A 25,944-nucleotide genomic window follows, 5' to 3' on the forward strand; every position below is an offset into this window, starting at 1 on the left:
ACTACCATCGGCAGCATGAAACCGCGGGTGCCGCTGATCGGCGAGCCAATCGCCGTCGACCTGGTCAACACCAGGGCGATCATCGCGGGCGACCAGGTCGACATGATGGGCACGCCCGCCGAGCTGTGGGAGTGGCTGACGCGCCAGGCCGACCGGCTGACGATGCCCACCCGGGCGGAGCAGTCCTCGCTCGACGAAACCGATCTGGCCGCCGTGCACGAAGTGCGCGAGCACACCGCGCGAACCCTCGCCCACGTCCGGCTCGGCAAGCGCCCGCCGGCCGACGCGCTGCGCGGGCTCAACGAGGCGCAGCGGGCCGCACCGGGAATCCGCAAGCTCAGCTGGCGCGGCGGTTCGGTGGTCAGCACCGTCGAGCGGCCGGGGAAGCTGGGCGTGCGGGTGGCCGCCGACCTGGCCGAAGCCGCCGCCGAGCTGCTCACCGACCCGCTCATCGAAGCGCTCCGCGAGTGCGAGGAGCGCAACTGCGTGATGCTCTTCGTCGCGACGAACCCGCGGCGCCGCTGGTGCTCCCCGGCGATCTGCGGCAACCGGGTTCGCGTCGCCCGCTACTACCAGCGGCACAAGACCTCCGCCTGACCAGTGCGTCCACTGTGGAAGCCGCTGGCCGGGCGCTGAGCTGCACTTCGATGACGGCGCGGCCCGGCGGCGCGAAAGGTCCTCGACCGCCTGTGACACCGCCGTTCGGGAAGTAGGCTGCCCGGACAGGCAGGACGGGGGGAACCGATGTATAGGAGCAGCACCACCGGTTTCGGCGATGAGATCACCGACCGGCTCCCCCGGCCCGTCCCGCCCTTCGCCCGTGCGCCGGTGCTGGTACTCGCCGCGCTGGTGACCGCGCTGCTGATGGCGTTGGCGCCGCGCTACGACCTCGTCACCGACGAGCTCTACTTCCTGGCCGCCGGGAAGTTCCACCCGGCCTGGGGCTACATGGACCAGCAGCCGCTGGTCCCGATGCTGGCCGCCTTCCTGGACACCGCGTTCCCCGGGTCGCTGGTGGCGTTCCGGCTGCCCGCGGCGCTGGTCACCGCGCTCGGGATGGTGGTCACCGCGCTGATCGCGCGCGAGTTCGGCGGCAACCGCAAGGCCCAGGTGCTCGCCGCGGTGGCCTACCCGCTCTCGCCGTGGTTGCTGGTCAACGGCCACTGGCTCACCGCCTCGACGATGGAACCGCTGCAGTGGACGGCGATGCTCTGGCTGCTGGTGCGGTGGGTGCGGCTGCACGGCCACGGCGTTCGGCGGGACCGCCTGCTCATCGGGATCGGGCTCATCGCCGCGCTCGCCGTGCAGACCAAGTTCCAGGTGGTGGTGCTGTGCGCGGCGCTGCTGCTGGGCATCGCCCTCTCCGGCCCGCGAGCGGTGCTGGCCCGTCCGGCGTTGTGGGTGGCGGTCGCGATCCCCGCGGTGACCGCGGTTCCCACGCTGTGGTGGCAGGCGGCCAACGGCTGGCCGGCGCTGGAGATGGGCGCCGCCGTCAACGCCGAGAACGACCGCGTCCTGCTCCTGCCCGTCGCGCTGTTCTACGCCGGTGTCGTGCTCGGGGCGGTGCTCTGCTGCTACGGCCTGGTGGGGCTGCTGCGCTCCCCCGCCCTGCGGCCGTACCGGTTCCTGGGCTGGACGGTCCTGGTCGTGCTGGTGTTCTTCGTCGCCACCGGCGGGCGCCCGAACTACCTGGCCGGGCTGTACGGCGTCCTGTTCGCCGCGGCCGCCGCCGGACTGCAGCACCGCAGCGGCAAGATCCTGTGGCCGGTGTGCGCGGTCTCCGCGGTGCTGCCGCTGGCGATGCTGCCGGTCTACCCGCTGGACCTGCTGGCCCGCCACCCCGAGATCCCCAGCTTCCCGCGGCTCTACGAGACCGGCTGGCCGGAGCTGACCAGCGCCGTCGACCGCGCCTACGAATCGCTGCCGCCCGAGCAGCAGCGCCGGGCGGTGATCGTCGCGGAGAACTACTACCTGGCGGGCGCGCTCGATGTGCGCGGCCGGGCGTCAGGACTGCCCGGCGTCTACAGCCCGCACCGGGGCTACTGGTTCTTCGGCGCCCCGCCCGCGGAGGCCGACGTCGTGATCTACGTCGGCGAGCGGTCGCTGGCCGCCCACTTCGGACGGTCCCGCCAGCTCGGGACGGTGCGCTCGGACCTGGTGAACATGGCCCGCGGCAACGAGATCACCCTCTACCAGGATCCCGTCCAGCCCTGGTCCGAGCTCTGGCCGCGGCTGCGCACCTTCTGACGCTCAGCGCGGTGGCCAGGGACCGCCCGGGCGAGGGCCTTGCGGGCCCGGGGGCTGCGGCGGACGTCCCGGCGGACGGTGGCCGAGCGGCGGCTGCTGCGGAGGCTGCCCGGCGGGCGGCTGCTGCGGCGGTCCGGCGGGCGGCTGCTGCCGGGGCGGCATGGCGGCAGGCGGGCGCTGACCGGCGGGCGGCTGCAGGCGCTGCGTGACCTGTGCCTGCGGTGGACGCGGCCCGACGGGCGAGATCTGCGCGCGCAGCTTGTGCGTCGGCATTTCCTTCAACTCCGCCGGGATCTTGAAGAAGCCGGACGGCTGTTCGTGCGCCCACGGCGGCGGCGGTGGCTGCGGCATCCGCCGGAAGAACGCGTCGCGGGCCATCCGCATCAACGCCAGGATGGCCTCCCGCCGCGCGAAGAACTGGTGCGGCGCGATGGTGCTCTTCTCCGCGTGCGAGTGCAGCAGCGCCAGCTCGGTCGCCGCCAGCTGGTAGTCGCCCATCGCGCGCACTCCCGTGTTGCCCGCCTGAGCGCGCGCCCAGTGCCGCGCCTGCCTGCGCCCGGACATGCTGCTCAGCATCTGCACGTCGTTGGGCTGCACCAGCCCGCTCGGGATGTAGGCGGGCAGGTACCTGCCGATCAGCCGCACCAGCCGCCTGCGGTCCTTGATCAGCACGACCACCAGGACGATCAGCACCAGCAGCTCGACCCCGTACGCGATCACCATGCCCTGGAAGCCCAGCAGCGTCAGGCTGCCGTTCCACAGTGCGTGCAGCAGGACCCCGCCGATCCAGCCGCCGATCACGGCGAACACCCGGCCCGGGCCGCTGTGCGTCGCGGCGTAGGCCACGCCGAGACCGATGATCGAGGTGTAGAGCGGGTGGCCGAGCGGAGAGATCACGCCGCGCAGCAGCACCATGAACGCCAGCGAGCCGTCGTCGATGCCACGCATGTAGTAGAGGACGTTCTCCACCATCGCGAAGCCCAGCCCGCACATGCTGGCGTAGACGATCCCGTCGGTGGGCCCGTCGATCTCGTGCCGCCGCACCAGCAGCAGGTACAGCAGCAGCGCGCCCTTGAAGCTCTCCTCGACCACCGGCGCCACCACCGAGGCGGTGATCCCGTCGGCCGCCACCTGGCCCACCGACGGGAGCAGCAGCGCGCCGGTCACCGAGTTCACGATCAGCGCGCCGATGATGGCGACCCCGGCGCCCCAGCCGAAGGACAGCACCAGGTTGACCCGCGGCTCGGGTTCCAGCCGGTCGACGAGCAGGATCAGCGCGACGAGCACGATCGCCGTGGGCAGCGCCAGCAGCGTGCCGACCCCGACGTTCACCGGCCCGCCCGTCAGCAGGTAGAAGCCCACCGCCAGCAGCAGGCAGACGCCGGAGACCACCAGCCCGACGATCAGCGGCACCGGTGTCCGGTTCGAGCTGTGGCCGTCCAGGACCGACTGAGGCTTGAGCACGGGCATGCGGGAGAGCGTATGAGATCGACTCCGGTCGCATCCTCCGGTCGGCCCGATTCGTCGGCCGGATCACCCGGGACGCCTCGTCCTGCGCGAGAACCGCTCAGACGGGCGGCCGGATGCCGGTCAGGATGCCCTCGCCGCCGCACTGCGGGCAGCCGCGCCACTCCGCCAGCGTCATGCCGGTCGTCAGGTCGTCGGTCGCCTGGATCATGTACAGGCGGGGATCGCTGATCTTCTTGAACCCGCCGCAGGTGAAGCAGATCGCGTTCGGACCGCGGTCGAACACCGGCGGCTGCCCCTCTTCGGTCATGCGCTGTCCCGCCTCTCGGTCCCGCCTCTCCGCGTTCCTCAGTGGTGGTTGTGTCCGGGAGAGATCTGGACGTTTCGTGGTTTCTTGTGGCTGGATTGCGTCACGGTCCCCTGAGGTGCGGTCAGGCAGGACTCCTGGCACGAGGCCTTGACCCGATCGCTCACGTCTGCGGCGGCCACGGGTGCTGCTGGCGGCCCGGCTTCGCCCGGCAGTGCCGGCAGCGCGTCCAGCCCATGACGGTGTAGGCCTCCCCGGTCTCCGCCGAGAAGTACCCGCGCGGCACCCGGACCTGCCCACGGCCCCGGCAACCCCGGCAGATACCGCCCGGTTCGGGCTCAGCGGTCACGTCCGCCTCCCGAACTCGCGAACCGGGCATGTCGCGGACATGCTATCGACCGCCGCCGGTCCCGGACCAGCGGGGCGGATCACGCCAGGTCGGTGAGGTCCACTTCGTCGCGGAGGATGCTGTAGCGCGCGCAGTCGCGCCAGCGGCCGTTGCGGAAGGTGTAGCCGCGCAGGACGCCTTCCCCGGTGAAACCGGCCTTCTCCAGGGCTCGCTGTTCGGCGACGTTGTCCAGCTCGGTGCCCGCCTCGAGCCGGTTGACCTGGGTGTGCGCGAACAGGTACCGGACCAGCAAGCGCTGCGCCTCGGTGCCGTGGCCGTGCCCGCGCGCGTCCGGCTGCAGGTTGACGCCGATCTCGAAGCAGTGCGACGACGGTCCCGTCTCGACGCGGTGCCAGGAGACGAAGCCGATCAGCTCCGCCCCGACGTCCACCAGCAGCACGCCCTGCTCCTCGCCGAGCAGGCCGGACTCCTCCCAGCGCCTGGTCATCCGGTCCGGTTTGCGCCAGCCCCACCAGTTGTGCGGTGCGGTGGTCTCCGGCTCGTTGATCAACCACTCCAGGGCCGCCAGGTCGTCCTCGCGGACCGGTCTCAGCGCCACGTCTCCCATGCCTGGCGAGCCTAGTCAGCGGCCCGACGATTCCCGCCGGCCCGCGCAGCGGGCCCGGGGAGCCCTCCGCGGAGAGCTCCCCGGGCCCGGGCGGTCAGGTGCTCTGCGGGAATCCGAGGTCGACGCCGCCGTGGGAGGGATCCGGCCAGCGCGTGGTGACCACCTTGGTGCGGGTGTAGAACTGGATGCCGTCCGGTCCGTAGGCGTGCGCGTCGCCGAACAGCGAGTCCTTCCAGCCGCCGAAGGAGTAGTACGACACCGGCACCGGGATCGGGACGTTCACCCCGACCATGCCGACCTCGACCTCCTCGCAGTACTGCCGGGCCGCACCGCCGCTCTCGGTGAAGATCGCGGTGCCGTTGCCGTACGGGTTGGCGTTGAGCACCTCGATCGCCGCGTCGTAGCCGGGCACCCGCAGCACCGAGAGCACCGGCCCGAAGATCTCGTCGGTGTAGATGGACATGCCGGTGCCGACGTGGTCGAACAGCGTGGGCCCGAGCCAGAAGCCGCCCTCGCCGCCGTCGACCTGCACGCCCCGGCCGTCCACCACCAGTTCCGCGCCCGCCGCGATGCCCGCCTCCACGTAGGACGACACCCGGTCCCGGTGCGCGGCGGTGACCAGCGGTCCCATGTCGCAGCCGCGGCGGCCGTCGCCGACGTTGAGCTTGGCCATCCGCTCGGCGATCTTGGCGACCAGCTCGTCGCCGACCGGGTCGACGGCGACGACCGCGGAGATCGCCATGCACCGCTCCCCCGCCGAGCCGAACCCGGCCGAGACCGCGGCGTCGGCCGCCAGGTCCAGATCGGCGTCGGGCAGCACCACCATGTGGTTCTTGGCGCCGCCGAGGGCCTGCACCCGCTTGCCGCGGCCGGTGCCGGTCTCGTAGACGTAGCGCGCCACGGGGGTGGAGCCGACGAACGACACCGCCTTGACCACCGGGTGCGCCAGCAGGGCGTCGACGGCGACCTTGTCGCCGTGCACGACGTTGAGCACGCCGTCGGGCAGCCCCGCTTCCTTCCAGAGCCCGGCGATGAAGTTGGCCGCCGACGGGTCCTTCTCGCTCGGCTTGAGCACCACGGTGTTGCCGCAGGCGATCGCGTTCGGCACGAACCACAGCGGGACCATGGCCGGGAAGTTGAACGGCGAGATCACCCCGACGACGCCGACCGGCTGGCGCACCGAGTGCACGTCGACGCTGGTCGAGGCGTTCTCCGAGAAGCCGCCCCGGAGCAGGTTGGGGATGCCGCAGGCGTACTCGACGTTCTCCAGGCCGCGCTGGACCTCGCCCGCGGCGTCGGAGAGCACCTTGCCGTGCTCGGCGGTGATGATCTCGGCCAGCTCGGCCTTGTGCCGGTTGAGCAGCTCCCGGAAGGCGAACAGCACGTTCGACCGCTTCGCCAGCGAAGTGCGCCGCCAGCTCTTGAGCGCCTCGGCGGCCGCCGCCACCGCGGAGTCCACATCGGACTCAGCGGCGAACGCGACCCGCTTGGCCACCGCGCCGGTGGCCGGGTCGAAGACCTCGCCGGTGCGCTGCGGGACCGCGTCGTCGAACCCGCCGGCGATCCAGTGCCTGATCAGTTCTGTCATCGGTGGAGCTCCTGCTCGGCCAGTGCGATGGTTTCGGTGAGGATCTGCAGTGCCTGCGCGGCTTCATCGTCGGTCAGCGTCATCGGCGGCGCCAGGCGCAGGACGTTGCCGTGCAGGCCGCCCTTGCCCACCAGCAGCCCGCGCTGCTTGGTCAGCTCCATCACCCGGGCGGCGGCCGCGGCGGCGGGCGTGCGGGTGCCGGGCTCGACCAGCTCGATGCCGATCATCAGGCCCTTGCCGCGCACGTCGCCGATCAGCGCGCAGCGCTCGGCGTGCGCGCGCAGCCCGTCCAGCAGCCGGCCGCCGAGCTTGGCGGCGTTGCCCTGCAGGTCGTTGTCCAGCAGGTACTCCAGCGCCGCCGCGGCACCGCCGGTGGAGATCGGGTTGCCGCCGAAGGTGGAGATCGAGTTCGCGGTCAGGCAGTCCATCAGCCCGGCCTCGGCCACCACACCGCCGATGGCCAGCCCGTTGCCCAGGCCCTTGGCGAAGGTCATCGCGGCCGGGGTGACGCCGTGCGCTTGGATGCCCCAGAAGTGCTCGCCGGTGCGGCCCCAGCCGGTCTGCACCTCGTCGGAGATCAGCAGGATGCCGTACTCGTCGAGCACCTCGGCGAACGCGCCGAAGAGCCCGTCGGGCGGGGTGGCGAAGCCGCCGACGCCCTGGATCGGCTCGGCGATCATGCACGCCACGTCACCGGCGGTGGTCGTCTCGATCACCTCGCGGAGGTCGTCCACGCAGGCGGCGATGTAGTCGGCGTCGGACAGGTCGCGGAACGGGCTGCGGTAGCGGTAGCCGCCGTGCACGTAGCTGACCTTGACCGGCGACAGCGCGCTGGCCGACCAGCCGCGGTTGCCGGTGACGCCGAGGGTGCCGAAGGCCCGCCCGTGGTAGGAGTTGCGCAGCGCGAGCACCTGGTTGCTGCGCCGCCGCTGGGTGGCCAGCATCAGCGCGGTCTCGTTGGCCTCGGTGCCGGAATTGGTGAAGAACACCTTGGGGTTCGCGATCCCGGACAGCTCGCCGATCCGCTCGGCCAGCTCCACCTGCTGCCGGATCAGGTACAGCGTGGAGGTGTGCAGGATGCCGGTGTCGACCTGGCGGCGGATCGCGTCGCTGATCTCGGCGATGCCGTAGCCGATCGCGTTGGTCAGGATCCCGGCGAAGAAGTCCAGGTAGGTGTTGCCCGCCGCGTCGGTGACGTGCCGCCCCCGGCCGCTGACGATCTCGATGGGTTCCTCGTAGTAGAGCGACAGCCAGCTGGGCAGGGCCGCGCGGTGGCGGGCCGACAAGGATTGCGACATAGCTCCCCGTTCCATCGTGCCGATGCGCCCAGTCTCGCCCGCCGGCCGCGCGCTCACCTACGGACATGCTGTACAGATCTGACCCCCGTGGCCGTACGGTGTGTGCGCCGAGGAGGTGCGATGGAGCTGATGTCGCAGGACGTGCTGGCGCTGCCGACCGTGTCCGAGGTCCTGGACCTGCCGGTGCTGCGGCGCGGCAAGCCGCGGGTGATCGCCGGGGCGTCGGGGCTGGACCGCCGGGTGCGGTGGGTGCACGTGGCCGAGATCGCCGAGATCGGCGCCCTGCTCAGCGGCGGCGAGCTGGTCCTGACCACGGGCATCGCGCTGTCCGACGAGCCCGCCGAGCTGGTCCGCTACGTCGACGAGCTCGCCGCGGCCGGGGCGTGCGGGCTGGTCGTGGAGCTCGTGCGGCGCTGGCGCGACCGGGTGCCGGACGCGCTCGTGGACGCGGCGCACCGGCACGACCTGCCGCTGGTGACGTTGTCGGAGGAGACCAGGTTCGTCAGCGTCACCGAGGCCGTGGTGGCGCGCATCCGGGACGCGCAGCTGGCCGAACTGCGCGCCACGCACGCCATCCACGAGACCTTCACCGCCCTGACCACCTCGGGCGCCGAACCGGCGTCCGTGCTGCGCGAGGCCTCGCGCATCCTCCAGCGGCCGGTCGTGCTGGAGACGATGGCGCACCAGGTGCTGGCCTACGACGCGGCCGGGCAGGATCCGGTGGCGGTGCTGTCCGACTGGTCGGAGCGGTCCCGGTCGGTGGTGCAGTCCGGGCGCACCGCCTACGACGCGGACCGGGAGTGGCTGACCACCGTGGTCGGGGCGCGCGGCGATGACTGGGGCCGGCTGGTGGTGCTCGGACCCGAGCCCGCGCACCGGCACGTCGTGGTGGCCGAGCGTGCGGCCTCGGCGCTGGCGGTGAACCGGCTGGTCACGCGCGACCGGGAGAGCCTGGAGCGGCAGACGCACCGCACGCTGATCACCGAACTGCTCGCGGGCAGCGTCGAGACAGCCGATCTGGCCGCTCGCGCAGCCGGAGTCGGAGTGCCGCTGGACGGCCCGCTGGTGGGCATCGCGGTGCGCCCGCACACCACCACCACTCCGGCGCCCGCGCTGGAGACCCAGCAGGCGCTGCGCGATCTGGCCGAGGCGACCGCGCTCGCCGCGCGCAAGGCCAAGCTGCCGGTGCTGGTCGGGGTGGTCGACGATCTCACCGTGCGCGCGGTGGTCGCGCTGCCGGGCGCCGACGTGGACGCCGCGCTGCACCGGCTCGCGGCCGATATCCGCCGGTCTGCCGCGCTGCCGCTGGTGGTGGCCGTCGGGACCGCGGTGGGATCGATCTCCGGGGCGCGCCGGACGCTCACCGAAGCCGCTCAGGTCGCGGAGGCGGCGTTGCACGTCGACGACGGCACGCGCGAGTTCCACCGGCTCGACGACGTGCGGCTGCGCGGGCTGCTGCACCTGCTGCGCGGCGATGAACGGCTGACGGCCTTCGCCGAGCGTGAGCTGGGCCCGATCCTCGACAACGCGCGGCTGCTCGAAGCGTTGCGCGCCTTGTGCCGCCACGGCGGCAACAAGTCCGTTGCCGCATCCTCGGCGCACGTGTCCCGGACGGCGTACTACGGGCAGCTGGCGCGCGTCGAGCAACTGCTCGGCGTTTCCCTCGACAGCCCGGAATCGCTGATGTCCCTGCACGTGGCGCTGCTGGCGTGGGACATGCACCGCCCGTGATCGCCTCGCTCCGCCAGATGCGGCCGAACGGCCGAGAAATGCAACACGATCGCAGCAGCGATCCGGGCCGAATGGCCCACTCTCATCGGGCGATGATCGTCCGAATGGCCCAATGTCGCTGAAAATGCCGCTATGACACCACCTTTCGCGCAATACTCGACCGGTGAGCAAGCTGACCGCTGAGCAGATCGCGCAGCACGCCTACGACGCGGGCTTCCGCGGCGAGAACCTGACCACCGCGGTGGCCGTGGCCATGGCCGAGTCGAGCGGGAACACCAAGTCGCACAACGACACCCCGCCGGACGACTCCTACGGGCTGTGGCAGATCAACATGCTCGGGGACATGGGGCCCGCCCGGCGCAAGGAGTTCGGCCTCGACTCGAACAAGGACCTGTTCGACCCCGCCGAGAACGCCAAGGCCGCCTACGAGATCGCCGGTGACGGCAAGAACTTCGGCCCGTGGTCGACCTACACCAACGGTGCGTACAAGAAGCACCTGGACGAGGCCGAGAAGGCCGCCAAGAAGGCCGGGCAGGGCTCCGGGGGCGGTTCCGGCGGCGGGCAGGGCGGCGGAACCGGCGGGCAGGGCTCGGGCGGCGGCTTCTCCGCCAATCCCGAAGCGCTGCGCAAGTACGCCGAGCGGGCCGAGAGCATCGCCGACGCCCTCGAAGGCATCGGCAAGCGGACCGTGAACTCGGTGACGGGCATCGCCAAGGACAGCTTCGGCAAGGTCGGCGCGGAGACCGGGTTCTCCGACGCGCTGGGCAATTTCAGCAAGGGCCTGGAGAAGCAGGTCCGGACGACGGGTTCCAACGCGCGCAAGCTCGGCGAGGGGGCCACCGACGCGGCCAAGACCTACCAGGAGATCGACGAACGTTCCGCCGCCGAGCTCAAGCGCATCATGGGTTGATCGGGAGAATCTCAAGTGGACCCACACGGAGTCGCAACGCGGTTCGCCAGCGAGCTGATGACCCACCAGGGCAAGCTCGAGGGCAAGGCCGGCGAGGTCCAGCGCGCCCAAGCCGCTCTCGAAGCGGCGGCCGGCGCCATCCGGGACCAGCGCGAAGCGCACGAGAAGGCCTCCGGTTCCCTGCTCGCCGACTGGAAGAGCGAGGCGACCGCGGGCTTCGAGAAGCGGTCGGCGAAGTTCGGCGACGACCTGGCGGTGACCGCGGAGGCCAGCGCCAAGGGCGCGCAGATCGTCGCCGAGGTCACCAAGGCGCTCGAAGGCAGGCACAGCAACGTCGGCGATCTCGTGGCCGACTTCGTCGGCAAGGCCGGGCAGCTGGTGCAGGCCGGGCTCGCCGCGGCCGGGCTCGCCGCACCCGCCGGGCTGATGAAGGCGGTGGCCCAGATCGCCGACCTCGCCGGCGGCTACATCAAGCAGTCCGGCGGTGAGCTCAAGGACGCCCGCGACGAGATGACCGAAGCGGCCAAGAAGCTCCAGGCGCTGCTCAAGGACCTCGACTCCGACGGCGTGGCCGACCCGGAGAAGGAGAGCTCCGGCCAGCAAGGCGGTCCGGGCAAGGAGGAGAAGCCGAAGGACGAGGGCAAGGACTCCGGCAAGAACTCCGGCAGGACCGAGGAGATCCTGGACAACGCCCGCAAGCACCTGGGCTTCAAGGAAGGCCCCAACAACCAGAACAAGTGGGGGCCGACCGGGCAGCCGTGGTGCTCCTACTTCGCCACCTCGATGTGGCGGGAAGCGGGCGTGGACATCCCGAAGTACGGGTTCACCGGCGACGTCTACAAGTGGGGCCAGGAGCAGGGCACCGCCTACGACCGCGGCGACCTGGCGGAGAAGGCCCGTCCCGGCGACGCGCTGCTGTTCGGCAGCGGCCCGAGCCAGGGCGCCAGCACGCACATCGGCATCATCGAGAAGGTCGACGGCAACAAGATCACCACGATCGAGGGCAACGCCAGCGATCAGGTCAAGCGGATCACGTACACGCTGCCCGACGACGCCGGCAAGTTCTACGGAGGAGTGCACCCGAAGTGAGCATCATCGGACGTGCGCAGCGGGACGGTGTCTCGGTCGCGGTGGCCCCCGGCGGCGCGCTCAGGAACGTGCAGCTGGAACCCGTGGCGCTCCAGCAGGGCGGCGCGAAGCTGGCGAGCACGATCCTGGCGCTGGTGCGGGAAGCGGCCGGACGCGCCAACCGGGAGGCCGAAGCGGCGATCCGGGAGCAGGCGGACGGGTTGTCCGATTTGGACTTCGCCGCGCTGGGGCTGGCTTCCGGCGACGAGAACTCCGAGGCGGGGAGGCGCTGATGATCGAGGACGAGCGCACCATCGACGAGCTGATCGAGATCGCCGAGACGATCACGCCGCACACCGAGCTCTCCGCCGGGCTGGACGCGATCCGCGGCAGCGCGCGGGATTCGGGCATCGCCCTGGAGGTGGACCTGCAGGGGATGCTGGTCGGCCTGGAGATCGACGACCAGGCGCTCGCGCTCGGCCCGGAGCGGCTGGCGGCCGAGATCACCCGGCTCACCGGTGAAGCGGGCATGGACTCGCTGCAGCAGGGCGTGGTGGCGATCCAGGCCGGGTGCGGGGCCGATGTGGCCGCGGCGATGGTGGAGTACCTCAACAGCGTCGAGGAGGAGCCCGACGAACCCGAGCCGGCGGCCCGCCCGGAACCGGAGTGGGAGGACTCCGAGGTCTCCGGGACCACCATGGAGCGCCGGGACTGGTGAGGCTACTGCCGCGCTAGCGCCTCGCCGATGACGCGCGCGCCGTCGGGGAACGCCCCGGGGTTCGGGCCCGCGTAGTTGATCCGGAGGTAGGGGCCGGTGGGCTCGGCGGGGAACCACCCGTCGCCCGGGGCGACGATGACCCCGGCCGCTTCGCAGTCCCGGGCCAGCCGCAGCAGATCGGTGGCGTCCGGCAGCCGCACCCAGAGGTTGAGCCCGCCCTGCGGCACGGCTTCCAGGTGCGCGGCGGGCACGTGCTCCCGCAGCGCCGCGACGAGCAGGTCCCGGCGGGCGGCCAGCTGGTGGTGGAGGTTGCGCAGGTGCGTGCGCCAGGCGGGCTGGGTGACCACGTCGAGGGCCACGGCCTGCAGCACTCCGCTGATGTACATCGACTCGGCGTGGGCGTCGAGGAGGATCCGCTCGCGCGCGGGGCCGCGGGCGATGATCCCGGCTATGCGCACCGACGGGGACACGCTCTTGGTCAGCGAGCGCAGGTAGACGACGTGCCCGCTGTCGTCGCGCGCGGCGATGGGCACCGGGTCGGTGTCGATGCCGAAGTCGTGCGCCGAGTCGTCCTCGATCAGGAACGCCCCGTGGCTGCGCACCACGTCCAGCACCTGGTCGGCGAGAGCGGGCGACCACTGCGCGCCGGTCGGGTTGGCGAAGTTCGGCTGGACGTAGCAGGCGCGCGCTCCGGTGCGCTCGAAAGCGCGGTCCAGCTCCGTCGGGTCCGGTCCGCGGATGCCGCTGGGCACCGGGACCAGCTGCACACCTGCTTGTGCGGCAGCGAGGATCGCGCCCCAGTAGGTGGGCGACTCCACCAGCAGCGGCCGCCCGGCCCCGACCAAAGCGCGGAAGGCGGTGCTGAGCCCGCTCTGGATCCCCGGGAGGATCACCGCGTCGCTCGCGACCGGTGGTGTGACGCCGATCGGTGCCGCCGTGCCGAGCTCGGTGGCGAACCACGCCTGCAGCTCCGGCAGTCCCGCCGCCGGGGGCCGGGATACCGCTGCCTCGCCACGGGCGGCGCGGGTGAAGGCGGCGCGCACCAGGCGCTCCGGGAGCAGGTCCCGGTCCGGGTAGCCCGCGTGCAGTGCTATCGCGTCGTTGGGTGCCGTGCGCAGCGCGGTGGACAGCTCCCGCATGCGGTGCTGAGGCGCTCCGAGGGCTGCGGTCTGCCAGCCGTAGTCGTTCGGGCGGGCGACGCGGACAGCCCGCACGAAGGTGCCGACACCAGGACGGCTTTCCACCATTCCTTGCGAAGTCAGCGTTCGCAGCGCTTTCTGCACCGTCACGGGGCTCGCTGCGTACTGCACCACGAGAGCGCGCGTCGACGGCAGCTTCGCTCCCGGTGGGGCGGTCGCGATCCACTCGCGGAGTCCCGCGACGATGCGCGAGCTGCTATCGTTCGACATGAGATATCAGAGTAGCGCTACTGTTCCGGGCGCGCCAGCGCTATCGCCTTCCCGAGCCGGTCTCGGGTGGGGCCTGGTCGGCGTGGGCGCGTTCTCCTTCACCGTGCCGTTCACCCGCGTCGCGGTCGCCGGCGGCGGGATGTCACCGCTGTTCATCGGCTCCGCCCGCGCCGTCATCGCCGCGCTGCTCGCGGCGGCGGCACTGGCGATCACCGGACAGCGACTGCCGCGCGGCGTCCAGTGGGCCCGCGTGGCCGTCGTCGCCGGTGGTGTCGTCGTGGGCTTCCCGGTGCTGACGTCCTTCGCCCTCACCACCGCACCGGCCAGCCACGGCGCCGTGGTGATCGCCGTCCTGCCCGCCGCGACCGCGGTGGCGGCCGTGCTCCGCGGGCACGAACGTCCCCCGAAGTCGTTCTGGGTCATGGCGGCAGTGGGCGCGATCGCCGCCGTGGTGTTCGCCGCGCTGCAGGGCGGCGGGCTCAGCGGGCTGCACTGGTCCGATCTGCTCCTGTTCGGCGCTGTCGTGGCGGCGGCCATCGGCTACGCGGAAGGCGGTCTGCTCGCCCGCGAGCTCGGTGCCTGGCAGACCGTGTCCTGGGCGCTCGTGCTCGCCGCCCCGCTGATGATCGCGCTCACCGGCATCTCGGTCGCCCAGCAACCGCCGAGCGGCACCGCGGTGGAGTGGGCCGCGTTCGCCTACCTGGCCGTGGTGAGCATGTACCTGGGCTTCTTCGCCTGGTACCGCGGGCTGGCGATCGGCCCGATGGCGCAGGTCAGCCAGGTGCAGCTCGCCCAGCCGGTGATGACGATCTGCTGGGCGGCGCTGCTGCTGGGCGAACAGCTCACCTGGCCCACGCTGCTGGGCGGCATCGCCGTGATCGCCTGCGCCGCCACCGCCGTGCGCACCCGTCTGGGGCGAACCCGGCAACAACCGTAGCGCGGTGATCACCCGGGCGGAATGCTCGGAGGCGATGCCTGAACGAACTGCCGTCCGCTCCCCGTTCACCGATGCCGACTACCCCGCACACCCCTACCCCGGTGCTCGCCCCGACTGCTCGTTCGTCCACCTCGACGGCGTCGGCCGGGTGCTGAGCCCGGACTCCTCCACCTCCTCCGGCTGGCGCGTCGACGGCGGAGGCTGCCTGGACGACTGGCTCGCCGAGCACGGCGCGGAGCCGATGCGCGGGCGGCAGCGCGTGCTGGCCTACGGGTCGAACGCCTGCCCGGCCAAGATCACCTGGCTGCGCGCCGAACTCGGGCTCGCCGGTCCGGTGGTGGCGCTCAGCGCCCGATGCACCGGCCTTTCCGCCGTCTGGGCCGCCGGACTGCGGATCCACGACGGGCAACGCCCAGCCGTCCTGACTGCCGCGCCCGGTGTCGTGGAGGACCACGCGCTGTGGTTCGCCACGCCCGAACAGCGACAGGTGCTCGACCGCTGCGAGGGCCGCGGCGTGCGCTACCGACTGGTCCGCCTGCACGGCCCCGAGCGGATCCAGCTCGCCGACGGCAGCCAGCCGCAGCACGTGCTGGCCTACACCGCAGCAGGAGCGCAGCGCGCTCCGCTGCTGGTCGACGGCCACCCGGTCCGCTGCTCGGAGGTCGACCAGCTCGCGGCGCGGGCGCTGACCGGCACGCCCGCCACCGGCGACGGGCTCACCTGCACCGAGATCACCGGCGAGCCCCTCCGGTGATCAGCCGCGCCGCTGCCCGCGGAGCACGAAGCGCTGGATCTTGCCGCTCGGCGTCTTCGGCAGCTGCTCGACGAAGTGCACCGACCGCGGGTAGGCGTGCGCGGCGAACTTGCGCTTGACCAGCTGCTGCAGCTCGGTGACCAGCGCGTCGTCGCCGGTCACCGACGGCCGCAGCACGACGAACGCCTCCAGCACCTCGCCGCGCAGCTCGTCGGGAACCCCGATCACCGCCGCTTCGGCGACCGCCTCGTGCTGGACCAGCACGCTCTCCACGTCGAACGGCCCGATCCGGTAACCGGCCATGATGATCACGTCGTCATCGCGCGAGGAGAAGAAGAACGATCCATCGGCGTCGCGGGAACCAGCGTCACCGGTGACGTACCAGCGGCCGTCGGCGGTGAACCGCTCGGCGGTCTTCTCGGGCGCGTCGGTGTAACCGGTGAACCACATCAGCGGGCTGGTCGCGGCCTCGATCGCGATCCGCCCGGCGGTGCCCGCGGGCGCCGGTTCGTCGCGGTCGTCGTCGAGCACCTCGGCGGACCAGCCGGGCAGCGCCGCGCCCATCGAACCCGGCTTGATCTCGTCGCGGATCCCGTCGGCCCAGGCGTTGACGATCATCATGCCGTGCTCGGTCTGCCCGTAGTGGTCGCGCACGGTCACGCCCAGCTCGCGCTCGGACCAGGACACCACCTCCGGCGTCAGCGGCTCCCCCGCCGAGGAGGCGCGGCGGAGCCGGATCCCGGCGGGATCGGCCGAGGAGTCGGTGCGCAGGCTGCGGTAGACCGTCGGTGCGGCGGCGAAGTTGGTGACCCCGAACCGGCGCATGAGCTGCCAGGTCAACGCGGCGGAGAACCCGGCGTGCAGCAGGATGCTGCGGCGGCCGGCGGCGAGCGGGCCGAGGATCGCGTAGTACAGGCCGTAGGCCCAGCCCGGGTCGGCGGCGTTCCAGAACACGTCGTCGGCCCGGACGTCCAGCCCGAACTCCAGGTAGGCCTGGAAGGAGGCCAGCGCGCGGATCGGCACCGGAACGCCCTTCGGGGTGCCGGTGGTGCCCGAGGTGAACAGCTGCACCAGCAGCCCGTCGCCGCCCAGCGCCACGGCCCGGCCGCCCGGCTCGTCACCGGTGTAGCGGTCGAGCAGCGCGGCCAGCGACTGCTCGTCCGAGGCGTCACCGGCGACGATGGTCCGCCAGGGCGCGTCGGCCGGGATGTCCTCGCCCGGCGCGAGCTTCGCGCGCTGGTCGGCGTCCACCACCACGACCTTCGCGCCGCTGGCGCGCAACCGCAGCGCGATGGCCGGCGGTGCGAACGCGGTGAACAGCGGCACGTGCACCGCACCGCGGCGCCAGATCCCCAGCAGCGCCACCACCAGGTCGGCGGACTTGCCCATCAGCACGGCGACCGCGTCGCCGGGTGCCACGCCCAGGTCGGCCAGCGCGGCGGCGAACCGCGCCGAGTCGCGCCGCAGCCTGCCGTAGGTGATGTCCTGACTGGACAGATCCGCTTCGACGACGGTGAACGCGACCGCATCGGCCGGATGCCGGTCGCACAGCAGGTCCGCCGCGCAGGCGTCCGGGGCGCCGAACCGCGCGAGCAGTTCGGCCACGCGGGCCTCCGGTGCGGTGTCCGTCGTCGTGCTCAGCTCTGTGCTCACAATCGGCCCCTTTCGCGGCTCCTTTGCCCCGGCGCTGCCGGGAGCTATGCTCCGCGCCACACAGCAATCCCGGATACCCCCGGAAAGGGGTGCATGTGCGAACCGGCGGTGACGCGCTCTTGCGCCCGGACGACGGCGACGCCTTCCGCCAGGCCGTCCGCGCGGTGCGGCGGGGAGCCGGCATGCCCGTGTCCTTCGGCGGGCAGGCCGCTGACGGTGCGCTGCGCCTGTCAGAACTGGCCGGCGTGCGCACGAACATGCTGAAGGGCCTCCAGGTCCGGGCCGCGGCGGGTCTCGGCGGCCGGGTGCTGACGCGCGGCCGGCCCGCCGCGGTGAGCGACTACGCGAGCTCGTTGACGATCAGCCACGACTACGACGCGCCGGTGCTCGCCGAGGGGATCAGCTCGGTGGTCGCCGCACCCGTGCTGGTCGGCGGCGCGGTGCGCGGCGTGCTCTATGGCGCGGCGCGCGGGGCGGCGCGGCTGGGCGACCAGGCGATCGACGTCGTGGTGGGCGCGACCCGGCGTCTGGCCGACGAACTCGCGGTGCGCGACGAAGTCGACCGCCGACTGCGGCTCCTGCGCGCGGCCGAGAGCACCGGCCCTCGCGAGCAGGTGGCGCTGGAGGAGGTGCGGGAGCTGCACGCGGAGTTCCGCGCCATCGCGCAGGGACTCGACGACCCGGCCCTGCGCGACCGCCTGCACCACGCCTGCGACAAGCTGGCGGGCATCGGCTCGCCAGCCGAGGAGACCCGGACGGCGAGCCTGACCCCGCGCGAGCTCGACGTGCTCTCCCAGGTCGCCCTGGGCTGCACGAACGCCGAGACGGGCAACCGCCTGTCGCTGCGGCCGGAGACGGTCAAGGCCTACCTCCGCAGCGCCATGCACAAGCTGGACGTCCACAACCGCCACGAAGCCGTGGTGGCCGCCCGTCGCCAAGGCCTGCTCCCCTGAACTGCCCGTTCCGCGGAAAAGGGGTCGCGCGCGCCCGCCTTACCTAATTAGCCTAGGCTCGAACCTAGAAGGTCTAGGTAGTGGAGGGCGGATGGCACGCGCGGGGCTGACCGCGGAACGGATCACCGAGGCGGCGGCCGACATGGCCGACACCGCGGGCTTCACCGGTGTCACGGTTTCGGCACTGGCACGGCACTTCGGCGTCAAGGACGCGAGCCTGTACTCGCACGTGCGGAATCTGGCGGAGCTGCGAGCGCGGGTCGCGGTGCTGGCCGCGGGCGAGCTGTCCGACCGGATCGGCTCGGCGATCGCCGGGCGGGCCGGTCGGGAGGCGCTCATGGCGTTCGCCGACGCCTACCGGTCCTACGCGCTGGAGCACCCCGGTCGCTACGCGGCGACCCAGTTCCAGCTGGATCCCGAGATCATCGCCGGATCCAGCGGGCACCGGCGCTGCATGGAGCTGCCGTACTCGCTGCTGCGCGGATACGGCCTGGCCGAACCGGACATCACCGACGCGGTCCGCTTGCTGCGCAGCACCTTCCACGGCTACGCCCACATCGAAGCCAGCGGCGGCTTCGGACATCCCCGCGAGGTGCGGGCGTCATGGGAACGAGCCGTCCACGCCCTCCACATCGCCCTGGAGAACTGGCCCGGAACGGACGACGCATGAATGACATCAGGACCGGCACCGCCGACGTGCCGGGCGCGACGCTGCACTACGAGACCCGCGGCACCGGACCGGTGCTGCTGCTGATCCCGGGCGGTTCGGGCGATGCCGGCATCTTCGACGAGATGGCCGCCGAACTCGCCGACCGGTACACAGTGGTCAGCTACGACCCGCGGTGCTTCTCCCGCAGTCACGAGGATTCCGCGCCGAGCGGCCAGCGCGTCGAGGTGCACAGCGCCGATGCCCGCCGGATCCTCGACCTGGTCGCCCGCCCCGGCGAACCCACCGCGGTGCTCGGCACCAGCTCGGGGGCGATCGTCGCCCTGGACCTGCTGGCCCGCTTCCCGGATCCACCGCGACTGGTGATCGCCCACGAACCGCCGTCGGTCGAACTGCTCCCCGACGCACCCCAGCACCGGGCGCTGTTCCGCGAGGTGCGCGAGACCTACCTGCGCGATGGTGTGGCTGCGGCCATGGGCGTGCTGGCGGCCGGAACCTCCGGCGGCGACAACGCCCCGGAACCCGCCGAACCGCAGCACACCGAGGCGATGGACCGCATGGTGGCGAACCTGCCGGTCTTCCTGGAGCACATCCTGGCCCAGTTCACCGCCCACGTCCCCGACCTGGACGCCCTGAGCTCAAGGGCGGATCGCCTGGTCCTGGCCGCGGGCCGCGATTCGGCGGGCCAGCTGCTGCGCAGACCGGCCGAGCACATCGCGCAGCGCACCGGCGCCGGATTCGCGGAGTTCCCGGGAGGCCACGTCGGCGCGACCGAGCGCCCGGCGGAATTCGCCGCCGCCCTGCACCGAACGCTCGAAGCGCAGGTGGCGCGGTGACGTCGCGGTGGACGGCCGGCTTCCGACCGTCCACCGCGACGGTCAGCGGAAGGCGTCGGCGTGCTCCCGGGCCCAGCTCGCGAACGTCCGGGCCGGGTTCCCGGTGACCTCCTGCACGGTGGGCAGCACGGTCCGGCCGTCGATCGGAGGATTCCGGTGCAACTCCTGGAAGAAGTCGATGTCCTCCGCGGTGAACCCGGCCGCCCGCCACTGCTCGACGGCCTCGGCTTCCGACAGCTCCACGTAGCGGAGCTCGCGCCCGAGCGCTTCACCCAGCACCTGGACCTTCTCCGGCACGGTCAGCGCTTCCGGCCCGGTCAACCAGTACTCCCGCCCCGCGTGCCCGCTCGTGGTCAGCGCGGCCATCGCCACAGCGGCGATGTCGGCCGGGTGGATCAGCGCGCTGGCCGCCTCCGGGTACGGCTCGCGGACCACTCCGCCGGTGCGCACCGAATCAGCCCACCACAAGGCGTTCGACATGAACTCCACCGGAAGCAGGTGCGTCCACTCCAGACCGCTGGCTTCCACCGCCTCGTCCAGGCGGGTCTTGCGCACGTTGCCGCGCAGCACGGTCACCTTGCCGACTCCGGCCTGCTGCGCCAGCGACACGATCTCCGGCCCGGTGGACAACTCGGCCTCGTCGTCGCCGAAGGAGATCAGGTGCACGGCGGCGACCCCGGTGAACACCTCTGCCAGGCTCGCCACGTCCGTCAGGTTCCCGGCGACCACCTCGGCGCCGGCCGGGAGGTTCGCCGAAGCCGGGTCGCGGCTGAGCGCCCGGACCCGGTGACCGGCCGCGAGCAGCTGCTCGACGAGCGGGCGGCCGACGTTGCCGGTAGCGCCGGTCACGAGGAACGTTCGGTTCTCATCTGCCATGCCACCGGACGCTAGGAGCGGTCGAGGACACCTGACGTCCGCCACCGGAGGTGACTGCCGAACGTAGTTGCGAAGAAACCCTCCGCGACGAAAAATGTGGCGCTCGATACGCCCGAAATCGCCGGTCACCCCCTTGCACAACGGAGCCGCAACCCGCAGTCTCTTAACAGCACAGCGTTGACCTGCGAAGACAGCGAGCGTGCACGCCGGGTGGAGCGTCGGGGGCTGCACCCGGCATTCGGGGAACGGGTGGGCGGCGGTCGGGGCCGCCCACCCTCCGGAAAACGAATGCTCAGAACCGGACGACGCGTCAACCACCGCAAGACCCCCGAGCAGTGCGGCGTCATTCTCGCCGCGAGCCCCGGGCGAAGCCGGAAAACCGACTAGCCCCGAGCAACTGATCATGCCGAGCTTCAGCTTCCGGGCAAAACGGACTCAGATCCGAAAGCACCGACGGAGCCCTTCGTGATCGTGTGCGGGAAGCCGGAGAACGGTCCGTATCCCTGCCCCTGCTGCGGATTCGTGACACTCCCCGAACGCGGCGGCTACGAACTCTGCTCGTTGTGCTTCTGGGAGGACGACGACCACGACGCGGACGAAGTACGCGGAGGCCCGAACGGCTCCCTGAGCCTCACCGAGGCCCGGCACAACTTCCGAACGATGGGCGCCTGCGATGAACGCTGCACCCAGTTCACGAGCTCCGCTCCCGAACGAGCACCCCCGCGCATGACAGCCAACATCCGACGCCACCGGGGTGTGGACCATCGTGCCTGACCGCCGAACGTCGAGTAAGACCAAATCCACGTCAATCACCACTACGCCCCAAAACCCTGTGAAGTGTGCGGGGCGCGTTGGCTCAGGCAGCGTTGTGCCGACCGTTTGCGCCTTGTCTGAATATCGCGGCACCGGCGCTTCACCGTGGCAACCACTCCAGAGGAACCCCTTGGACCGCGGTACCTCCGGGGGCGATTGCGGCCGTCTGCTCGCGCGTAAGCCCTTTCACGTCAGTGAGGTTGGCGCCGCTGAGGTAGGCATCGGTGAGGTCGGAGGAGCGGAGACTCGCGTTGACGAGGTCGGCACCGCTGAGATCGGCACCGTTGAGCTTGGTGCCATCGAGGTTGGCGTTGGTGAGCTTGGCGTTGTCGAGACGCGTGTTGGTGAGATCAGCACCGCGGAGGTCGGCACCGCTGAGGTCGGCGTTGAGAAAGTCCACGCCGCTGAGGTCGGCGCCCCGGAGGTCGGCGCCGGTGAGGCTGGCGTGATCGAGGTCAGCGTCGACGAGGTAGGCGAGGCGAAGATCGGCGTTGTCGAGGAAGGCGCCGGTGAGGTCGGCGGCGGTGAAGATGGCAAAGGGTGCCGCTAGACCTTTGAGTTCAGGCTGCCACAGGCAAGCATTGGCGAGGTTGAGATGGCTTGCTGGGTCATCTCTGGCGGCGTTGCGGCGCGCCAGGACACTGAGTGCTGCCTGCACATCCGCGGACAGTGGTTGATCAGGGCAGTGGCGTTGCGCATCACGGAGCACTTTCGTTCTTTCGTGCACGAACGTGGTCAGCAGGTTGACCACGGCGGGGTGGTCGGGAGGTGAATCGCGGGCGATGCGTTCCAGGGCGTAGATGCCGCCGATGCGGACTTCGAGGTTGTCGCGAGTGCCCAGCTGTTCGACGGCTCTGCCGAACCGCTCGGTGATCTGCTGTTCCTGGGTGTTGAGGCTTTGGCTGCGGGTCGATTCCAGCGTGGTCTGGGAAGCAACGTACTGCGGAACAGCCAACGCCAGCGTGGCCAGTACTGCCCCCAGCGTCAGGATCTGAGTCAGGTCGAGACGGCGGCGTGGCCGGGCTCGACCAGGCGAGGACGATCGTGACCTACGGCGGGACCTGATGCCCGCAGGATGGCGTAATCCCAACCTGACTGGGCGCGCCGACCTGACCACACGCCGACGCGACGCACCACGGGGACGAGGGCGATCGATCATGGTGACCACGGTGCCAGCACCACGTCCGCCGGTGAGGACGTTTCGCGATGATTCCACTATTGTGGCCCGCGGTTCGAGCTCATTGGCCACGCTCCGGAGCGGGTCGGCAAGTTCGGGGTGGCCGCCTGTCCTGGTCCGGCCCAGCAGGCGGACGGCGACGTATCGCAGTGCGAGCCGGTCGGGGTGTCGAGCACGTCGGCGAAGGAGCGCCCCACACGGTCGCCGCGGTGCGGGTGGCGGTTGCCCGTCCCGATCGCACGGGTGCTGCTCGGCTCGATCCGGCTGCCGACCTACAACATCCCGCTGGAACGGCGAAGAACGGACACGAGGAGCGCGAATCAGCACCCTCACCGAGGACGAGCTGACTAAAGGCTTCCCTTGAGCTGCTGAACCAGAGATGACGGCGTCCCGGTCGATGAGGACCTCGCCCACTTCCATCGACGCTGACCCGCCCCGGAAACCCACCAAATAACGCCGGAGACGCCTGCAGGTGGGTCATGGTTGCGGTCTCGATGGGAGCGATCGCCTTCTTTATCCGGAGGTCGGTCGGGGCCTCAGTCACATGAGAGATTTTGGGGCCTGGTGGTGCAACTGGCGAGCACTCAGGAGCTCTCGGGCACTGATGGTTCGGTAGATCTGGTTGGAGGGCAGTCGCCGGGCGCTCGTGCGGTCAGGCCGGGTTGGAAGAAGCCGGTGTCTTCTGGTGCGTGCCACTTCGCGTCCTGGAAGCCGGCGTCGAGGGCGAAGCCCGTGACCTGGTCCTGGGTCAGCGCCCTACGCGCTGCTGCGCTGGGCTGAGCCGTACCTGCCCGCTTCGATCGCGCGGGTGTTGCTCGGCTCGACCCGGCCGCCGACCTGAGCCCTGCGGGAACCGGCGAAGAACGAACACGAGTGGCACGAATCAGCACCGTCGCCGGGGACGAGCTGACTAAGGTCGCAACGGGTACCGGAGAGGAAGGGAGCGCTTCATGATTCCGCGGGTGCGGCTGACCGCCGCCATCATCGCCGTCATCGCTACCGCCACCGGTTGCGGCAGCGATGAAAGTCCCGATCCGGGGCCAGCAGCGCGAAAGGTCACCGTCGTCCGGGGCGACCAGACCTATCCCATGACAGCCGAGATCACCGGCTGGCAGATCAAGCCGCACCCACAGGTCCCCGACCAAGGCCCAGCGGCCTTCTTCACCTTCCAGTTCACCGGCGACGCACCGGAAACCGTCGTCTATCTGCAAGTCTGCGCCGTCGACGAACACCGGGTCGTGATCCTCTGCGACCAAATCCTCAGCAACCAGACCAACGAGCACTGGATCGGCCCTTACCCCGGCCTGTCGCGCACCGCCGATGTCCTGCTGCTGCCCGACCAGATGGACCCGGGACTGCACGCAGGCGATCCCAAAGACCACGACGGCTACAATCCGCCGCGCCTTCTCAGCCCCGGCGACCAGCTCTAGCCACCAGATCTGGCGCCCCGCCCCGCCTGAGCGAATGCGCCCTGCACCTTTCACCGGGCGCGGGGCGCATTCGTCGTTTCTGATCGCCGCCGCCAGGTGTCCGCGATCCGAGCCGCGGAGATGGAGAGGTAGCCACTGCTGTTCAGTCCGCGTGCACCCAGCTCTACCTGCAGGACTTCGCCGCGCGGCCTCGTCGGTATAAAGCCGTGCCGGTAGTGGCTGAGCTGGGTGAAGAGCTGGCGGCGATGGGCGTCAGACGACACTGCGCCAACCGAGCACTTCCGCAACGCCCGCACCGGCATCGAGTGGGCGGCCAACGTCGGCGCGCCCGACCACACCCACGTGTTCGCCAACCTCGGCGAGTTCGAACGGATCACCCCGCCCAAGAGAACGAGCACGCGCAAGCCCTCGGCCAAGACCGCCAAGCACGACCAGGACAACGAGGGCTGACCAGTGCCGCGCGTGTACGCCACCCGCTCCGACCTGCTCGCCCACGCGCCACCTGGCGTCGAGGTTCCGGCCGAGCCGGAAGCCTCACGGCTGCTGGCGCGTGCCTCCGAAGCGGTCGAGGTGCTGACCATGACCGCGGTCTACCCGGTCAACGCCGACGGGATGCCCACCGAGGTCGAGCACGCCGACGCCTTCCGCGCCGCGACGTGCGCGCAGGCCGTGCACTGGCTCGACACCGGCGACGAGACCGCGCCGGCCAGTGGTCGACCGTGACGATTGGCTCGATCAACCTGGGCCGTGCGAAGGATGTCGCCGACAGCCCCGAGCAGATGCGCACCCCGAGACCGTGATCAGGCCGCTGCGTCTGGCCGGGCTGTTGCCGGGGTCGCTGGTGCACCGCCCGTACTGGCCGATCCCGTTCTACCCCTGGTGACCGACTTGGAGGTGCGCTGTGTCGGGGATTCCGCGGTTCGTGCTCGCCCGCCAGTAGGCAGGAGGCAATACCTGATGGCACTGCGCAGCATGCTCGCGAAGGACTGGACGCTCGAAGTCCAGAGCCCGACGACCCCCGACGACGTGGGTTCCGGTGAAGGGGCTCACGAAGTTCGACGAGTCCAGCGACGACAACACCGAGGACGACGGCGATTTCGACTCGGACGGCTGGGGCCCGTCGGTCGTCACCCAGCGCACGTGGTCGATCGAGGCCGAAGGCAAGCGCGAGGACACCGCTACCACCAACACCCCGGACCCAGGTCAGGAGTTGATCCGCAAGGCCGCGCACCGATCGCTGCACTCCTCACTGCCGGCGCCCCCGCCTGGCTGGTCGACGCGCTCGGCGACGCCGGGCCCACGCTCGTCGTCCCGATCGTGTTGGGCGCGGTTTACGCGTTGCTGCGCTGGGCCGAGCCGCGGCTGCCCGCACCGATCGCGCGGGTACTGCTCGGCTCGACCAGGCCGCCGACCTACACCCCGCCAAGCTCGACGCCCGATGAACCGGATGGACGGCACCGCGCCGCCTGAACCAACGCGCCCCGCACCCGTTCATCGGGTGCGGGGCTCATTCGTCGTGCTTGTTCCGTTAGCTGAAACGGAACAAGCACCGAGCCCTTTTCGGCACCCTGTAGGTCATGAGCAGTCGTGAGTCGAGCACGGTTCAACAGCGTCCCGAGCGGATACCAGTGATGCCGGGCTGGGTCATTTGGGCCGGCGCCGGGACCCTCCTGATCATCGCGTCGGTCTCGGTGTTCGTCCTGTTCAGCTTGTTCGGTGGAGGAACGGCGCAGGACAAGATCCGGTTGGAGGTGGTCAAGCTCGCCGGGAGCATCGTCATCGGCACCGGCGGAGCGGTGGCTCTCCTGCTGGCTGCACGTCGTCAGCGCACCACCGAACTCGACTTCGCCCACCGGGCCCACGCTGCGGCCATCAGCGAACACGACGCCACTGAGCGCAGGATCACCGATCTCTACACGGCTGCTGCCGGACAACTCGGCTCGGACAAAGCTCCAGTCCGTCTCGCAGGCCTGCACGCACTGGACCGGCTCGGCCAAACTTACCCCAGCCATCGCCAAACGGTCATCGACGTCTTCTGCTCCTACCTGTGCATGCCGTTCACCCCGCCGGTCGACGCCGCACAACACCGCCCCGCACCGTCCAGGCCACGGCGAGTCGGACTGCGCCCGCCAGCCCGCCGGTCCGGGGC

27 protein-coding genes and 1 pseudogene are annotated in these 25,944 nt (G+C 71.1%); 17 read left to right on the forward strand and 11 right to left on the reverse strand.

All coding sequences use genetic code 11. The annotated features are described in order from the left end of the window. Positions 1-15: 15 nt before the first annotated feature. Both ATL45_RS33970 and ATL45_RS33975 read left to right on the forward strand, forming a co-directional pair. Positions 16-597: a CGNR zinc finger domain-containing protein gene (locus ATL45_RS33970; RefSeq protein WP_093146825.1), complete on the forward strand. Its 582-nt coding sequence runs from the start codon at positions 16-18 to the stop codon at positions 595-597. Positions 598-744: 147 nt separating this feature from the next. Further along, positions 745-2,247, forward strand: coding sequence for an ArnT family glycosyltransferase (locus tag ATL45_RS33975; protein ID WP_177241893.1), 1,503 nt, complete (start codon positions 745-747; stop codon positions 2,245-2,247). 3 nt (positions 2,248-2,250) lie between these two features. Here ATL45_RS33975 and ATL45_RS33980 read toward each other — a convergent pair whose 3' ends face one another. The 6 genes from ATL45_RS33980 to ATL45_RS34000 all read right to left on the reverse strand — a co-directional run bounded on the left by ATL45_RS33980 (position 2,251) and on the right by ATL45_RS34000 (position 7,863). Next, positions 2,251-3,717: a PrsW family intramembrane metalloprotease gene (locus ATL45_RS33980; protein WP_093146826.1), complete on the reverse strand. Its 1,467-nt coding sequence runs from the start codon at positions 3,715-3,717 to the stop codon at positions 2,251-2,253. A gap of 97 nt (positions 3,718-3,814) precedes the next feature. Next, a complete protein-coding gene (locus ATL45_RS33985) occupies positions 3,815-4,024 on the reverse strand; it encodes a hypothetical protein (protein ID WP_093146827.1) in 210 nt (69 codons plus the stop codon). Positions 4,025-4,184: 160 nt separating this feature from the next. After that, on the reverse strand, positions 4,185-4,370 hold the full coding sequence (locus ATL45_RS38590) for a hypothetical protein (RefSeq protein WP_143121548.1): 186 nt from the start codon (positions 4,368-4,370) through the stop codon (positions 4,185-4,187). Positions 4,371-4,449: 79 nt separating this feature from the next. Then, the gene (locus ATL45_RS33990; RefSeq protein WP_093146828.1) at positions 4,450-4,977 is read right to left on the reverse strand and encodes a GNAT family N-acetyltransferase; all 528 of its coding nucleotides are present in this window, start codon (positions 4,975-4,977) and stop codon (positions 4,450-4,452) included. Positions 4,978-5,071: 94 nt separating this feature from the next. Then, positions 5,072-6,565, reverse strand: a complete 1,494-nt coding sequence (locus ATL45_RS33995; RefSeq protein ID WP_093146829.1) for a CoA-acylating methylmalonate-semialdehyde dehydrogenase — start codon at positions 6,563-6,565, stop codon at positions 5,072-5,074. Continuing rightward, positions 6,562-7,863, reverse strand: coding sequence for an aspartate aminotransferase family protein (locus tag ATL45_RS34000; RefSeq protein WP_093146830.1), 1,302 nt, complete (start codon positions 7,861-7,863; stop codon positions 6,562-6,564). Before ATL45_RS34000 ends, ATL45_RS33995 begins: the two co-directional genes overlap by 4 nt. A 120-nt stretch (positions 7,864-7,983) precedes the next feature. On the opposite strand from ATL45_RS34000, the gene ATL45_RS34005 reads away from it, so the two are divergent. The 5 genes from ATL45_RS34005 to ATL45_RS34025 all read left to right on the forward strand — a co-directional run bounded on the left by ATL45_RS34005 (position 7,984) and on the right by ATL45_RS34025 (position 12,290). Then, positions 7,984-9,594 (forward strand): PucR family transcriptional regulator, encoded by a 1,611-nt coding sequence (locus ATL45_RS34005; RefSeq protein WP_246025704.1) that lies wholly within the window; start codon positions 7,984-7,986, stop codon positions 9,592-9,594. Positions 9,595-9,757: 163 nt separating this feature from the next. Continuing rightward, positions 9,758-10,504: a transglycosylase SLT domain-containing protein gene (locus tag ATL45_RS34010; protein WP_093146831.1), complete on the forward strand. Its 747-nt coding sequence runs from the start codon at positions 9,758-9,760 to the stop codon at positions 10,502-10,504. 15 nt (positions 10,505-10,519) lie between these two features. Continuing rightward, positions 10,520-11,593 (forward strand): CHAP domain-containing protein, encoded by a 1,074-nt coding sequence (locus ATL45_RS34015; RefSeq protein WP_093146832.1) that lies wholly within the window; start codon positions 10,520-10,522, stop codon positions 11,591-11,593. After that, positions 11,590-11,865, forward strand: coding sequence for a hypothetical protein (locus ATL45_RS34020; RefSeq protein ID WP_093146833.1), 276 nt, complete (start codon positions 11,590-11,592; stop codon positions 11,863-11,865). Before ATL45_RS34015 ends, ATL45_RS34020 begins: the two co-directional genes overlap by 4 nt. Then, the gene (locus ATL45_RS34025; protein ID WP_093146834.1) at positions 11,865-12,290 is read left to right on the forward strand and encodes a hypothetical protein; all 426 of its coding nucleotides are present in this window, start codon (positions 11,865-11,867) and stop codon (positions 12,288-12,290) included. Before ATL45_RS34020 ends, ATL45_RS34025 begins: the two co-directional genes overlap by 1 nt. A 2-nt stretch (positions 12,291-12,292) precedes the next feature. Here ATL45_RS34025 and ATL45_RS34030 read toward each other — a convergent pair whose 3' ends face one another. Further along, positions 12,293-13,699 (reverse strand): aminotransferase-like domain-containing protein, encoded by a 1,407-nt coding sequence (locus tag ATL45_RS34030; protein ID WP_093146835.1) that lies wholly within the window; start codon positions 13,697-13,699, stop codon positions 12,293-12,295. On the opposite strand from ATL45_RS34030, the gene ATL45_RS34035 reads away from it, so the two are divergent. Both ATL45_RS34035 and ATL45_RS34040 read left to right on the forward strand, forming a co-directional pair. Continuing rightward, positions 13,698-14,636 (forward strand): DMT family transporter, encoded by a 939-nt coding sequence (locus ATL45_RS34035; RefSeq protein ID WP_093146836.1) that lies wholly within the window; start codon positions 13,698-13,700, stop codon positions 14,634-14,636. The two genes, ATL45_RS34030 and ATL45_RS34035, sit on opposite strands and share 2 nt — an antisense overlap. 34 nt (positions 14,637-14,670) lie before the next feature. After that, on the forward strand, positions 14,671-15,390 hold the full coding sequence (locus tag ATL45_RS34040; protein ID WP_093146837.1) for a hypothetical protein: 720 nt from the start codon (positions 14,671-14,673) through the stop codon (positions 15,388-15,390). On the opposite strand, the gene ATL45_RS34045 is transcribed toward ATL45_RS34040, so the two are convergent. Beyond that, positions 15,391-17,043 carry an AMP-binding protein gene (locus tag ATL45_RS34045; RefSeq protein WP_093146838.1) on the reverse strand — a complete coding sequence of 551 codons (1,653 nt, stop codon included), beginning with the start codon at positions 17,041-17,043 and terminating at the stop codon, positions 15,391-15,393. Positions 17,044-17,138: 95 nt separating this feature from the next. Between ATL45_RS34045 and ATL45_RS34050 the strand changes: the two genes are divergently transcribed. The 3 genes from ATL45_RS34050 to ATL45_RS34060 all read left to right on the forward strand — a co-directional run bounded on the left by ATL45_RS34050 (position 17,139) and on the right by ATL45_RS34060 (position 19,499). Further along, a complete protein-coding gene (locus ATL45_RS34050) occupies positions 17,139-17,996 on the forward strand; it encodes a LuxR C-terminal-related transcriptional regulator (protein WP_246025706.1) in 858 nt (285 codons plus the stop codon). 91 nt (positions 17,997-18,087) lie between these two features. After that, the gene (locus ATL45_RS34055; RefSeq protein ID WP_093146839.1) at positions 18,088-18,666 is read left to right on the forward strand and encodes a TetR/AcrR family transcriptional regulator; all 579 of its coding nucleotides are present in this window, start codon (positions 18,088-18,090) and stop codon (positions 18,664-18,666) included. Next, the gene (locus tag ATL45_RS34060; protein ID WP_093146840.1) at positions 18,663-19,499 is read left to right on the forward strand and encodes an alpha/beta fold hydrolase; all 837 of its coding nucleotides are present in this window, start codon (positions 18,663-18,665) and stop codon (positions 19,497-19,499) included. Before ATL45_RS34055 ends, ATL45_RS34060 begins: the two co-directional genes overlap by 4 nt. A 42-nt stretch (positions 19,500-19,541) precedes the next feature. Here ATL45_RS34060 and ATL45_RS34065 read toward each other — a convergent pair whose 3' ends face one another. Continuing rightward, the gene (locus ATL45_RS34065) at positions 19,542-20,375 is read right to left on the reverse strand and encodes an NAD(P)H-binding protein (RefSeq protein WP_093146841.1); all 834 of its coding nucleotides are present in this window, start codon (positions 20,373-20,375) and stop codon (positions 19,542-19,544) included. Between the two features lie 471 nt (positions 20,376-20,846). Here ATL45_RS34065 and ATL45_RS40305 point away from each other — a divergent pair, with 471 nt between their 5' ends. After that, positions 20,847-21,149 (forward strand): CPCC family cysteine-rich protein, encoded by a 303-nt coding sequence (locus ATL45_RS40305; RefSeq protein ID WP_211841510.1) that lies wholly within the window; start codon positions 20,847-20,849, stop codon positions 21,147-21,149. Between the two features lie 139 nt (positions 21,150-21,288). Here the strand turns inward: ATL45_RS40305 and ATL45_RS39150 are convergent, their stop codons facing one another. Then, positions 21,289-22,143 (reverse strand): pentapeptide repeat-containing protein, encoded by an 855-nt coding sequence (locus tag ATL45_RS39150; RefSeq protein WP_170210421.1) that lies wholly within the window; start codon positions 22,141-22,143, stop codon positions 21,289-21,291. A 1,172-nt stretch (positions 22,144-23,315) separates the two neighbouring features. Here ATL45_RS39150 and ATL45_RS34080 point away from each other — a divergent pair. The 4 genes and pseudogenes from ATL45_RS34080 to ATL45_RS40310 all read left to right on the forward strand — a co-directional run. Continuing rightward, a complete protein-coding gene (locus ATL45_RS34080; RefSeq protein WP_093146844.1) occupies positions 23,316-23,795 on the forward strand; it encodes a hypothetical protein in 480 nt (159 codons plus the stop codon). A 228-nt stretch (positions 23,796-24,023) separates the two neighbouring features. Beyond that, positions 24,024-24,245, forward strand: coding sequence for a hypothetical protein (locus ATL45_RS34085; RefSeq protein WP_093146845.1), 222 nt, complete (start codon positions 24,024-24,026; stop codon positions 24,243-24,245). Positions 24,246-24,257: 12 nt separating this feature from the next. Next, complete coding sequence (locus ATL45_RS34090; protein WP_143121549.1) at positions 24,258-24,518, forward strand: hypothetical protein; 261 nt, start codon at positions 24,258-24,260, stop codon at positions 24,516-24,518. Between the two features lie 313 nt (positions 24,519-24,831). Next, positions 24,832-24,963: pseudogene (locus tag ATL45_RS40310) on the forward strand (phage tail tube protein); the annotation flags it as partial. A 244-nt stretch (positions 24,964-25,207) separates the two neighbouring features. On the opposite strand, the gene ATL45_RS39155 reads toward ATL45_RS40310, so the two are convergent. Next, positions 25,208-25,882, reverse strand: a complete 675-nt coding sequence (locus tag ATL45_RS39155) for a hypothetical protein (protein ID WP_170210422.1) — start codon at positions 25,880-25,882, stop codon at positions 25,208-25,210. Positions 25,883-25,944 lie beyond the last annotated feature (62 nt).

This window comes from Saccharopolyspora antimicrobica, assembly GCF_003635025.1.
GTDB lineage: Bacteria > Actinomycetota > Actinomycetes > Mycobacteriales > Pseudonocardiaceae > Saccharopolyspora > Saccharopolyspora antimicrobica.